At 63.0% G+C, this 11568-nt stretch carries 12 protein-coding genes and 1 pseudogene; 4 read left to right on the forward strand and 9 right to left on the reverse strand.

The genetic code is table 11. The features are described from left to right. The 6 genes and pseudogenes from WAN02_RS30840 to WAN02_RS30865 form a co-directional block, all read right to left on the reverse strand. Positions 1-873: acyl-CoA dehydrogenase family protein (locus WAN02_RS30840; RefSeq protein WP_422269170.1), on the reverse strand; the 873-nt coding region annotated here is incomplete at its 3' end. A 2-nt stretch (positions 874-875) separates the two neighbouring features. Further along, positions 876-1715, reverse strand: coding sequence for an amidohydrolase family protein (locus WAN02_RS30845; protein ID WP_422269171.1), 840 nt, complete (start codon positions 1713-1715; stop codon positions 876-878). Continuing rightward, entirely contained in the window at positions 1712-3337 is a 1626-nt protein-coding gene (locus tag WAN02_RS30850; RefSeq protein WP_422269172.1) for an acyl-CoA synthetase, read from the reverse strand. Before WAN02_RS30850 ends, WAN02_RS30845 begins: the two co-directional genes overlap by 4 nt. Positions 3338-3359: 22 nt before the next feature. Beyond that, positions 3360-4562, reverse strand: a complete 1203-nt coding sequence (locus WAN02_RS30855) for an amidohydrolase family protein (RefSeq protein ID WP_422269173.1) — start codon at positions 4560-4562, stop codon at positions 3360-3362. Then, entirely contained in the window at positions 4543-5445 is a 903-nt protein-coding gene (locus WAN02_RS30860) for an enoyl-CoA hydratase (protein WP_422269174.1), read from the reverse strand. The genes WAN02_RS30855 and WAN02_RS30860 overlap by 20 nt, the downstream gene beginning before the upstream one ends. A gap of 223 nt (positions 5446-5668) precedes the next feature. Then, a pseudogene (locus WAN02_RS30865) lies at positions 5669-6010 on the reverse strand (SDR family oxidoreductase); the annotation flags it as partial. Between the two features lie 193 nt (positions 6011-6203). On the opposite strand from WAN02_RS30865, the gene WAN02_RS30870 reads away from it, so the two are divergent. After that, a complete protein-coding gene (locus WAN02_RS30870; RefSeq protein WP_422269175.1) occupies positions 6204-6992 on the forward strand; it encodes a TetR/AcrR family transcriptional regulator in 789 nt (262 codons plus the stop codon). Positions 6993-6997: 5 nt separating this feature from the next. On the opposite strand, the gene WAN02_RS30875 is transcribed toward WAN02_RS30870, so the two are convergent. The 3 genes from WAN02_RS30875 to WAN02_RS30885 are packed head-to-tail and all read right to left on the reverse strand — an operon-like array spanning position 6998 to position 9442. Next, on the reverse strand, positions 6998-7918 hold the full coding sequence (locus WAN02_RS30875) for an enoyl-CoA hydratase/isomerase family protein (RefSeq protein WP_422269176.1): 921 nt from the start codon (positions 7916-7918) through the stop codon (positions 6998-7000). Continuing rightward, positions 7915-8748 (reverse strand): FadR/GntR family transcriptional regulator, encoded by an 834-nt coding sequence (locus WAN02_RS30880; protein WP_422269177.1) that lies wholly within the window; start codon positions 8746-8748, stop codon positions 7915-7917. The genes WAN02_RS30875 and WAN02_RS30880 overlap by 4 nt, the downstream gene beginning before the upstream one ends. A gap of 1 nt (position 8749) precedes the next feature. Continuing rightward, positions 8750-9442, reverse strand: a complete 693-nt coding sequence (locus tag WAN02_RS30885; RefSeq protein ID WP_422269178.1) for a PaaI family thioesterase — start codon at positions 9440-9442, stop codon at positions 8750-8752. A gap of 120 nt (positions 9443-9562) precedes the next feature. On the opposite strand from WAN02_RS30885, the gene WAN02_RS30890 reads away from it, so the two are divergent. The 3 genes from WAN02_RS30890 to WAN02_RS30900 all read left to right on the forward strand — a co-directional run. Further along, on the forward strand, positions 9563-10384 hold the full coding sequence (locus WAN02_RS30890) for an enoyl-CoA hydratase/isomerase family protein (RefSeq protein ID WP_422269179.1): 822 nt from the start codon (positions 9563-9565) through the stop codon (positions 10382-10384). A 45-nt stretch (positions 10385-10429) separates the two neighbouring features. Then, the gene (locus WAN02_RS30895) at positions 10430-11251 is read left to right on the forward strand and encodes an enoyl-CoA hydratase/isomerase family protein (protein WP_422269180.1); all 822 of its coding nucleotides are present in this window, start codon (positions 10430-10432) and stop codon (positions 11249-11251) included. Further along, a partial coding sequence (locus WAN02_RS30900; protein ID WP_422269181.1) for an enoyl-CoA hydratase/isomerase family protein occupies positions 11248-11568 on the forward strand: 321 nt, incomplete at its 3' end. The genes WAN02_RS30895 and WAN02_RS30900, both read left to right, overlap by 4 nt.

Genomic DNA, 11568 nt, shown 5'->3' on the forward strand with positions numbered 1-11568 from the left:
CTCTTCGGCCATGAACACAAACGCCGATGGCGCCAGCTCGGGCCGCTCGTCGGGTTCGTTGTCCAGGAACCACGCCGCACGACGCGCCAGATTGCGTCCGCCTTGCACGGTGATCGCGATGTTGGCAAGCGGATGGGAGATGCCTTGAAGCGTCGAGATCGGCACACCCAGCGTGTAGCGGGTCTTGGCGAACTCCGCGGCAATGGTCATCGTCTCTTCAACCAGACCGGTCAGCGCCGCGGCCATCAGTACCCGCCACTCATCCAGCGCTCGTTGGTATTCCGCTAAGGCCTCAGACCCGCTTGCCAGTACGACGCTGGTGTCGGCGGCAGCCGGATCGACCCAGGCCATCGGTAGCCGACCAATGTTGTCGACTTTTGTCGGCCGGGTATCGAATTTAAGGAGCACCACCGCCCCGTCTCCACTACCGTCGCGAACGATGATCTGATCCGCGATCGATCCGGTTGGGATGAGCCGGCTCCCACGCACGCTGTCGTGCCGCGGATCGAACGATGCGAGCTGTTGGCCGCTGACGACATCTGGCTCCGACGAGCCCAATCGGGCCAGCAACCGTGCCGCACAGACATGGTCGATCCATGGCACGGGCGCCAGTGAGCGGCCGATCTCCTCGGCGACCAATGTCAGATCGACCAGCGTCGCTCCGTCTCCCCCGACGGCGTCGGGCAACGCCATCGTCGTGGCGCCCATCCCGCACAGCCGCTCCCAGAGACTCTTGTCGAAGCCGGATTCTTCTGCTGCGCGGACGGTTTCGATCGAACAATGCGTCTTGAAGAAGTCGCGGTACGCAGCCTGCAGAGCCTGATGGTCATCGGTCAGGCTGTAGTCGATTCTGCGGAGTTCGTAGCGATCCATGGTCAGTGCTCCTCTTGGCCCTCGAAAAAGAAGGTGTGCGCATTGTTGTAGAGATAGTTCTCCAGGACGTCGGCGGGCAGGTCCAAGGCCTGCGCTTCGGGCACGACGCGGCGCATCTTCAGCACTGGCCAGTCCGAGGCATAGATCACTTTGTCGGGTCCACGCGTACGCATGTAGTGCAGCAGGCTGTCGGGTAACCGCTTCGGCGACCAGGCCGACGTCATCAGGCGAAGGTTCGAGTATTTGATGAGTAGCCGGATGGCGACATCCCACCAGGGATCCGCGCCGTGAATCATGCAGAGCTTCAACTCCGGGAACCGCACACAGACCCGGTCGAGGTGAATGGGGTTTTGCACCTCACCGGGAATAGGGGGTCCGGGTAGGCCGGTGTTGATGCACAGCGGCAGTCCGATCTCGGCGCATTTGGTGTACAGCGGGTAGTAGACGGCATCGCTGGGCGGGTATTGCCCGTCGCCCCAGAAGCTGGGCCCCACAGCGGCATACGCGACCGGGAGGTCGTTGACGACCGCGCTGAGTTCGCGCAACGATGGCATCGGTCGCAGCAAGTTGACGCCGCCCATCGCGAGCGCGAACCGGTCTGGCTTCGCTTCGACGAATTTGCGCGCCGTCACCGAGGGCTTCGCGAGGTTGTCCATCAGCACGGCCTTCTGGACACCGTGCTCGTCCATCTCTTCGAGGAGCGCCGACAGATCCACCGGTGCGAACATCGACTCGGGGCCTTTGAAGTAGTCGTCCCGCACCTTGAGCATCCACGTGGGTTGCTTCTCGGTCTCACCGAAGTGCACGTTGACGAGACAATCGATAACCCGGCTGGCGTTCATCTCGACATCGGCGCTTTCTCTGTCGCTTGCCTTTTGGCCCAGCGGTAGTCGGCCTTTCCGTTGCCCAGGCGGCGGACTTGCTCGACGACGATGAATTCCTTGGGCGCCTTGAATGTCGCCAATTGCGATGTGCAATGGGCGTAGAGCACTTCGCGTGCCGTCTCTGCTCCGTCTCGCGGCTGGATCAGGGCAACAATCTCTTCGCCCCAGCGTTCGCTCGGCCGGCCGACGACCAACGCGTCGGCAATACCCGGGTGCGCGCGCAGTACTTCTTCGACTTCCTCGACGAACACCTTCTCGCCACCGGTATTGACCACCAGCGAGTCGCGGCCGTACAACCGCAGCGTCCCATCCGCTTCCAGCGCGGCACGGTCGCCCGATATCACCACGCGTTTACCATCGATCTCCGGAAAGGTCTTGCGGGTGGCGTCGGGATCGTTGAAATATCCCAACGGAATTCGGCCTTCCCTTGCGGCCCATCCCACCTCTTGCTCACCTGGGGCAAGGAAGTGGCTGTAGTCCTCGGACAGCACCAGTCCACCCTCGCGCAGCGTGAAGGTGTCGGTTCGGGTGTCACCGTGGCTGTGCCCGAATCCCATGTTTCCGGTCTCCGACGACCCGTACCCGTTGATCAGCGTGAGCTGAGGCAGCAGGGCCAGTAGAGCTTGTTGATATTTGAGATTCGTTGCGGCGCCGCCGGTGCCGATGGCGGCCAGCGACGATAAGTCGTAGTTGCCTCGTCGCAATTCAGCGACCAGCGGACCAGCGTAGGCATCACCGACCATCGTCATCATGCCCGCTTTCTCGCGCTCCGCCGTTCGCCATACCAGTTGCGGGTCGAGTTTCTTGCTGGTGTCGTAGAGCACCACCGTCAGCCCGGCCATGATGGCCGCGAACGCCGTCCACATTCCGGCGGCATGCATCAACGGCGACACCGCGAACCAGGGCTGTCCGGCGTTGCGACTCACCTTGTCCCGAATCTCTTGAGCAGAAGCATGATCGGCGCCCATCATGGACGAGACGTAGATGTCTGACTGGCGCCAGAGCACGCCCTTGGGCCGCCCAGTGGTGCCTCCGGTGCAGACCATCAACAGGTCGTCGGGAGACGGAGACACGTTCTGGTCCACGTCGCCTTTCGCCAGTGCGTCGTCCAGGGGCACGGCGCCGGGCAGGTCGGGTGTGGTAGTTCCGTCGTCGACCGACAGCAGCAGGTCCGCACTGCCGGGCGACAACACATCGGCGAACTTGACGCCAAGCGACTTGTGATAGATCACGGCACGTGGCCGCACGTAGTCGAACAGTTCGCGAACTTCGCGCGCCGTGTAGTTGTAGTTGACGTTCACCGGAACGGTGCGGGCCTTCAGGCAACCGACGACCATGTCGGCGTACAGGTCGTTGTGCATGACGAGCGCGACGCGATCCTGCCCGCATTCCCAATTCTCCAGAGCCGCGCGTTCGTGATGAGCACCGAACCCGTTGGCTGCGAGATAGTTTGCCAGCCGCCGGGTGCGGTCCGCGGCCTGGGCGAACGTCCTGCGACGCTCACCACAGACGGTGATCGCCCGGTCTGGAACGACCTCGGCGATCACGTCCAGGACCGCGCCTATAGTCCACTCGCTCATGGTTTTGCGTCGCCTCGAACGCTCACGCCGCCGAGCCGACTTTGACGTCGAGCAGGTCCAATGCGTTGTCGCGCATCACCTTTCGGATGTCTTCCGCGCTGAAGCCAGCGAGCTCCTCGGTGAACGACACGGGATTCTCCAATCCTTCACCGTGCGGCCAGTCCGACCCGAACAGGATCTTCTCGACGCCGATCAACGAGGCCAACTCGGGCAGGTCGTCTTCGTAGTAGGGCGCGATCCAGACGTTGTTGCGCAGCTGGTCCACCGGATCGACTGGAAACAACTTCGGGTGATTGTTCGCGGCCTTCTTCAGCCTCTTGATCAACCGGTGCACGAAATACGAGCCGTTTTCGATGCTCACTGCCTTGAGTTGCGGGTGACGAGTGAACACGCCATGAGCGATCATCGCGGCCATCGTGTCGTGGATCGCGCGGTCGTCGACGAGTATCTGGTCCAACGGATTCGAGCCACCGAAGGCCTCGAAAGTCGACTTGCCACCCCACATTCCGGCGATTTGGAGATAGCCGCTGTCGCTGAGGTGGAAGCCGACCGGTACACCGGCTTCGGCCAACGCGGCCCACACCGGGTCGTGGAGGGGGTCGCCCAACGACCGCGGCTTGACCACGCCAGGCACCGGGGCCGGGCGCACCAGCACCAGCTTCGCGCCACGGGCCAGGACGAACTCCACCTCCTCGAGAGCCCCGGCCGGGTCGGCCAGCGAGATGATCGGCGCGGCGATGATCCGGTGGTCGGATCGGTCGAAACCCCAATCCTCGTCCAGCCACAGGTTGAACGCATGCACCGAAGCCATCGTCGCTTCGACGTCGTGCTTGAGTGCCTCTTCGACCCCGCACGCGAATGTCGGCAACATGAAAACGGTTTCGATGCCCTGGGTTTCCATCACCGTGATGCGGGCATCGCGATTCTGGTATTCGGGATGCTGCTCGAGCCGCTCGACTTTCATCAGCGATGCGGGGTCGACACCTTCTGGAATCTCACCGCGGAACAGCAGGTCCAGACAACCGGGCACGATGATGGGGTCGAAAGTCGGGTTCGGGATGAAGCGGTTCACTCGATCACCGATGATCGCCTGGACGTGTTTGCCGTCCTTGAAGATCTGGACGCCACGCCTGCGGAACTTCTTGTCCAGGTGCCGGGTGAATGCGTCCAGCGGTTCGTAGTAGTGATTGTCGACGTCGATGGCCTTATAGCCCAAGGTCCCCATGGTCATCCTTTCCGGTGCCGCAAGATTCGTCGGTGGCGGTTGCCGAGGCGCTCAGCCCGGGAAAACTCGGGGCGCGCTTTTCGAGGAAGCTGGTGATCCCTTCGATGACGTCGGGAAGCTGCAGCGACCGCTGCAGCAGGACCTCGGACCGTGAGCTGGAGTCGGCCACCTCGCGCATCGCATCGCCGTAGGCCTGGCGCTTGATGACGGCCATCGATGCGGGCGAACAGCTTTGGGCGATGTCCTCGGCGTAGGCCATCGCCCGCGTCATCAGTTGTTCGCGCGGCACGACCTCTTTGACCAGTCCGAGTTGCGCCGCCTCGTCGGCGAGAAATGTCCGTCCGCTCAGCAGCAGGTCGAGCGCGACGCCCCAGCCGGTCAGCCGCGGCAATATCCACGAGACGCCGTATTCCGCGATCAGCCCGCGGCGGGCAAACGACGCCGCGAACTTCGCACCCGCAGCGGCGAACCGGACGTCGCACATCAGCGCCTGGGTGAGCCCGATACCAACGCAGGACCCGTTAATGGCCGCGATGACCGGTTTGCACAGCGTCGTCAGATGCTGCGGCTGCCGATCCCCGACCAAGCTCGCCAGCTTGCCCTCATCGGTCTTCTCGATCGCCCGCGAGACATTGCCCATCGAACCCAGCTGAGCGCCGGCGCAAAATGCCTTACCCCGACCAGTCAGCACGATCACCCGCACGGCCGGGTCTGCTTCGGCGCGGTCCAATCCCGCGTAGAAGGCGGTGGCGATGTCGCCGCCCCAGGTGTTGAGTCGGTCAGGCCGGTTGAGCGTCATGACCGCGACACCGGTCGCAGTGACCTCGTAGATCACTGCCTCGTCCTGGCCGGGGTCGGCGACGAGGTCGTCAGCGGTGCTCATGTGCGCCACTCCTCTCCCCCGCAAGCGGGAGGTGCCCCCACATCGCTTCCCTGCTCTGCATCGTCGCCGGCGCGGTTCATCGACCATCCAACCCTGAGCTCAGGCGGCAATTCCCGTGCAGCTTGTACGCATACTGTATACCTATCGGTACTGCATTCTGCAACTGTCCCGACGGGCTTCTCGATGGGGCACGAACAGCCGAAATTCGGATGCGCACGGCCCGCTAGATGAAGTCCGAGCCGCCATCGACGTTGACGTTCGCTCCTGTCATGTACGAATTGCGCCGCAACGCCAAAAATGCCACCACCGAACCCATTTCGTGCGGCAGTCCCGCCCTGGGCAGATGAGCGGGATGCCCGAAGTGTTCGGCGATGGCGTCCATCAGCCGGTAGGGATCGTTGCCGTCGACGCCCACCGACGTCACGCAGCCCACCAACGACTCAGAGGCGATGCTGCCCGGCGACACCACGTTGACCAGAATCTCGTCTTTGGCCGGCAGCAGCGACAGGTTCTTGGAGACGCTCGTCAACGCCGCCTTGGCCGCGGTGTACGCCCGCAGAATGAGGCAAATACCCGGTTACTCTTCGCTTGCCGCCAGGCGTATCACAAACCCTACGATAGGTATTACAGTAGCAGGCGGAGATGGCGACACGGTTGCGTTACCGCAGATCAACCGGCAACTGCCGGTAGATTCGAGTCCACCGGACCGCGAAGCCGGAACGGCCGGCGCAGTGTTGAACGGGATGGAGGTGGCCGCAGTGGCTAAGCAAGCAACCGCCGAAAAGCGTCAGCGGCGCGAACGTGGGTCCATCAATCCCGACGACATCATCAGCGGTGCATTCGAACTCGCAGAGCAGGTCTCGATCGACAACCTCAGCATGCCGCTTCTCGGCAAGCACCTCGGCGTTGGTGTCACGAGCATCTACTGGTACTTCCGCAAGAAGGACGATTTGCTCAACGCGATGACCGACCGCGCATTGCGCAAATATGTCTTCGCCACCCCGTATGTCGAGGCCACCGATTGGCGCGAGACGCTTCGCAACCACGCCCGCTCGATGCGTAAAACCTTCATGGGCAACCCAATACTGTGTGATCTGATTCTGATCAGGTCAGCGCTGAGTCCCCGAGCGGCAAAGCTCGGCGTCCAGGAGATCGAGAAAGCGATCGGCGGTCTGGTCGAGGCGGGGCTGTCACCGGAAGAGGCTTTTGACACCTACTCCGCGGTCTCGGTTCACGTCCGGGGGTCAGTTGTGCTGCACCGACTCCAGGAGAAGAACCAAGCGACGGAAAACGGCGGTCGCACAATCGAAGACGCGATGGTCATCGACCCCGAGGTCACTCCGCTGCTGGCCCAGATGACCACGAAGGGCCATCACATCGGTGCGCCGGACGACAACAACTTCGAATACGGCCTGGATTGCATTCTCGACCATGCAAGCCGGCTGATCGATCATGGCCCGAAGTCGCCCGGCCACCAACGCAAGTCGACGCCGTCACGGCAACGCAAATCTCCCTCCGCAGGGCGGGCTAAGGGTACGCGGCAGTAGAACCGTTACGGTGCGGAGCTTTTGGGCGGCTCTGGCACGTTGAAGTGCTCGTCACGAAGCCGGAACGCCTCCTTGGTGCCGTGCTGGGCGCGCGTTTTGACGAAGTTGAACTCCCCAGGTGCGAACTGCAGGTTGGTGCCGTATGCATGAAAGAGGTAGCTCGCGACTTCCTCTCCCTGATACGCCTGGCTCTGCTCGACCAACCGGAAAGCCTCTTTGGCAATGACAACGCCGTCGGCCGGCATTTTGGCAGCCTTCTCCGCCCAATACCGTGCGCGCGCCGCCACTTGGCCGAAATCGCAAGTCTCCGTGAAGATTCCGAGATGCTCCACCACCCCGGCGTCGATGATGTCGCCGGTCAATAGCAGACGCCGGGCCAGCACAGGACCCAACCGGTGGAAGAACATGTGCAAGCTGCCCAGTGCCGGACCCAGGAAGCGGGTGGCCGGCATACCGATCTTGGTGTCGCGGGCGATCACGGAAATGTCTGTCATCAGGGCGATTTCGAAGCCTCCCCCGAGAGCGTAGCCACTGATCTCTCCAACCGTGACCTTCGGGAAGCCCATCAGGTTGTGATAGAAGCTGAATGACTTGCGGTCCACCGTGAGCCGGCGGCGCTGGCTGGGACGGCTCTTCGCCGATCGAGTTTCGCTGTCCCCCGACTGTTCTGAATTTCGCTCTCCATACCAGCCGTAGGCGTTGTTCATGTCCGCACCCGTGCTGAACACGCCGTCTGCTCCGCGCAACAGCACAACAGTCAGGTCGTCGTCGTCCGCGACGCGGTCCAGGCACCGGGCGACGGCCTCGCGCATACTCGCGTCGTAGGAGTTGCGCTGCTTGGGGTTGTTCAACGTTATTGTGGCAATCCGCTTTTCCGAATCGATCTCGAAGAGAACGCGGTCGTCGCTGCTGTCTGAGGCGGTCATGTGCGCGACCCCTTTCTGCTGTGTGGCCGGCCGTTGTACGTCGAGCGCGGATACAGGCGTACCTCGAGATCCGACATCAGCTTGGCCTCGATCGTTTGGCCGGTGCCGAAGGCCAGCGTGTTTCGGCGCGCTGCGGCCAGGTGGTCTTGCGCCAGCCGCACCGCCCGGGTGGCATTGCCGTCGGTGATGGCGTCGAGCAAGCGCTGGTGATCACGCAGTGCCGCACTCCTGGTCTTGTCCACCATCGGCGCCGGTTCGCCGTGGCCGTTCCATACCGCCGACTCGTGGGCCGACCAAATCAATTCCAGCGATCCGATCAGCAGGATCATCGGTTCGTTGCCGCACCGGGAGACCAGCGTCTCATGAAATCGCCGGGCATTCGGCACGTACTGCGACACGTCGTCGAATTGTGCTGTCTGGATTTCAATGTCGTCCTGAAGGTAGGGCACCACTTCAGTCATCCGGTCCTCTCGCGCGGCGCACATCCCCGCGCAGATCGGTTCGAGATGCACCAGCGCCTCGCTGACGTCCACTGGCCTGGCGGCCCTCGTCTGCAAAACCATGCTGAGCATGTGCGCGGTGCGTTCAGCGGTCGGATGGTGGACGACCGCTCCGCCGACATTGCCGCGGCGCACCGAAATCAGCCCATCGGTCTCCAAGATGTGGATCGCCTCACGCAACGCGGGCGGGCTCACGCCGAATTCGGCGAACAGGCTTTCCTGCGACGGGAGAACGTCACCTTCCTTCAAACGACCGGACAAGATGTCGTCCCGCAACTGCGAGGCGACGAGTTCGGCGACGCGGGGTTGGCGAAAGCGTTGCACTGCCATGTCAGGTCTGCTCGGCTCGTCGCTTGCCGAATCGGTGCCCGGTCAGCTTGTCCGGAGGCAGCGCCAGCGTCGTGACTTCGCCGACGCACAGCACCTCCTCGTCGAGCAGGACGCGGGCCGTTGACGTGATGCCCCGCTCCTCCTGTGACCGGGCAATCTCGAAGCGCAACGCGGTCAGCACCGGCGTCGGGCGCCGGAAGGTGACCTGCAGCGACCGGGTCTTGCCGGAGAGTCCGGCGACGCAGTTCTGATGTTGCATGACACAGTCGAAGAACACCGCGAGAAACCCGCCGTGGACCAACCCGGGCGGCCCCTCGTAGACCACCGGAAAACTGACTCGCCCCGAGGCTGTTTCGCCGTCGAGGTGATCGAAGCGATATTCCGGAAAGCACGGGTTGAACGCACCGATGTCTGTCGCGTGATCGAGGTAGACCCGCTGGGTGCCCTCGTCGTCGTCCCCGATCCGCGGTGTTCCGTCCGGTGGGACCGCCGAGTTCAGCTCCGATTCCCAAACGCCGATCTGCGCGATGATCGCGTCGACGGTGGGGTGCGCGTGTTCGAGCGACAGCAGCAATGAGCTGAGCCGACGGATTGCGCCGGCCGCAGCGACGGTCTGGGCGAGCGGCGCCTCACCGAATCTGGCCGAATCGGAATCGGGGCGCGCTGAGGTATCCGATGGCTGGTATTCGTCCATGCGGCCCTTTCCCGACGCCCCTGTTCCGTATCGCGGCTTTCCTTGCTAAGTTATACAGCGAAGCAATCGTATTGCCTACTGTAGAGGTATCCGTATCGACAGGGAAGGGCGGATTCGACGGTGAGTCAGGACGCGGACTCGACGGCGACTGACGGCTCGCTCACCGTGAGCCGCGACGGCGCCATCCTGCGGCTCACAATCGATCGGCCGTCTCGGCGTAACTCGTTGAACCGTAAGATAATCGACGAGTTTGTCGCGACACTGACCGAGGGTGCCACCGATGACTCACTGCGGGCCATCCACATCCGCGGGGCGGGCGACGACTTCTGCTCCGGCGCCGACTGGGTTGCCACCAACAGCGGCAGCAACCAGCGGCCCCGCACGGGCGATATCCTTCGGCGCATCCCCCACGCCGCGCACCGGGTGATCGAACTGATTCACGAGATCCAGTTGCCGGTCGTCTGCACCGTCCGTGGATTCGCCGTCGGTCTCGGCTGCAGTCTCGCCCTGGCCGCCGACTTCACAGTGGCGGCCGACGACGCAGTGTTTTGGGAGCCTTTCGCGACGCGAGGATTCAGTCCTGATTCGGGCGCAACGTGGCTACTTCCCCGATTGATCGGGCTGACACGCGCCAAGCAGATGCTGTTGCTCGGCGACAAAGTCAGCGCGACTGATGCCGCGGACTGGGGGTTGATTCACCAGGTGGTGTCTCCGGCTGATGTGGACCACGTCAGCGAAGAGTTACTGGCCCGGTTGGCCGCTGGGCCGACGGTGGCGCTGGGACTGGCGAAGCAGGCGATCAACTACGGCCAGCATGCAACGCTGAGCCAGTCGATGACGGAGGAACTGTTCGGTCTCGAACTCTCCTGCAGAACAGGCGATTTCAAAGAGGGCCTCGCGGCATTCCGCGAACGACGGCCACCGAAGTTCAACGGACGATGACCATCGGCATCGATATCCATCCCCATCAGGCAACGAGGAACGTTGATGTCAACTAGCTCGGCACCGTCATACGACACCATCAAGTACGAGGTGGACGGGCATAAGGCAACCATCACCCTGAACCGGCCGGACGCTCTCAATGCGCTCAGCCCGCATATGGTCACCGAGCTGCGTCACGCATACGACGAAGCCGAAAACGACGGCAACGTGTGGCTTCTCATCGTCACCGGCACCGGGCGGGCATTCTGCACCGGTGCGGACGTCAAGGCGATACCCGGCGATGGCAAGGTGATCAACGAGCGACCGTATCTGTCCACCTACGAACAGTGGGAGGCGCCGCAAGAAGGTACCCCGCCGTTTCGAACGATGGCCAAACCGGTGCTCGCGGCGATCAATGGATTGTGTTGCGGTGCCGGACTCGACTGGGTCACCACCGGCGATATCGTGATCGCCTCCGAGAAGGCGACGTTCTTCGACCCGCACGTCAGCATCGGTCTGGTTGCGGCGCGCGAGTTGGTCCGGGTGGCCCGCGTGCTCCCCCGCTCAACCGCGCTGCGGATGGCTCTGGTCGGCAAGCATGAACGGATGAGTGCGCAGCGGGCATACGAGCTCGGGATGATCAGCGAGATCGTCGAACACGATCGGCTGCTGGAACGCGCTCATGAGATCGCCGACATCGTCAACTTGAATGCGCCGCTTGCCGTTCGGGGCACTCGACTGGCCATCCTCAAGGGCCTGGACTTGCCGCTGCACGAAGCCGAGATGCTGGCCGAGTCTTTCCGTGAACGCAATCTGCACACCGAGGACTCGCTGGAGGGGCCCCGGGCGTTCGTCGAGAAAAGGCCACCGGAGTGGCAGTGCCGATGAGCTTCGAGACCATCGAACTGGACGTCGACACTGGTGACCGGGTCGCCACCATCACGCTGAACCGGCCCGACCAGCTCAACGCGTTCAACCGAACCATGTGCGACGAAATGGCCGAAGCGTGGCGGATCGTCAAAGCGGACGACTCCGTCAACGCCGTGGTGTTGCGGGCCGCCGGTAACCGAGCGTTCAGCGCGGGCCTCGACATCAAGACGACCTATGGTCAACCGGAAAATATCTGGAACCACGAAGATCCCGGCGAGGCGCTGAGCCCGAAGTGGCAGAAGATGTGGAAGCCGGTGGTGTGCGCGGTGCAGGGT

This window comes from Mycobacterium sp. (assembly GCF_049281135.1).
In the GTDB taxonomy this organism is placed as follows: domain Bacteria; phylum Actinomycetota; class Actinomycetes; order Mycobacteriales; family Mycobacteriaceae; genus Mycobacterium.

Excerpts from the sequence above, each read along its gene's own strand:
- WAN02_RS30850 (WP_422269172.1), bottom strand. The coding sequence starts at position 3,337 with ATGAGCGAGTGGACTATAGGCGCGGTCCTGGACGTGATCGCCGAGGTC.
- WAN02_RS30855 (WP_422269173.1), bottom strand. The coding sequence starts at position 4,562 with ATGGGGACCTTGGGCTATAAGGCCATCGACGTCGACAATCACTACTAC.
- WAN02_RS30845 (WP_422269171.1), bottom strand. The coding sequence starts at position 1,715 with ATGAACGCCAGCCGGGTTATCGATTGTCTCGTCAACGTGCACTTCGGT.
- WAN02_RS30860 (WP_422269174.1), bottom strand. The coding sequence starts at position 5,445 with ATGAGCACCGCTGACGACCTCGTCGCCGACCCCGGCCAGGACGAGGCA.
- WAN02_RS30875 (WP_422269176.1), bottom strand. The coding sequence starts at position 7,918 with ATGACCGCCTCAGACAGCAGCGACGACCGCGTTCTCTTCGAGATCGAT.
- WAN02_RS30895 (WP_422269180.1), top strand. The coding sequence starts at position 10,430 with ATGTCAACTAGCTCGGCACCGTCATACGACACCATCAAGTACGAGGTG.
- WAN02_RS30885 (WP_422269178.1), bottom strand. The coding sequence starts at position 9,442 with ATGGACGAATACCAGCCATCGGATACCTCAGCGCGCCCCGATTCCGAT.
- WAN02_RS30880 (WP_422269177.1), bottom strand. The coding sequence starts at position 8,748 with ATGGCAGTGCAACGCTTTCGCCAACCCCGCGTCGCCGAACTCGTCGCC.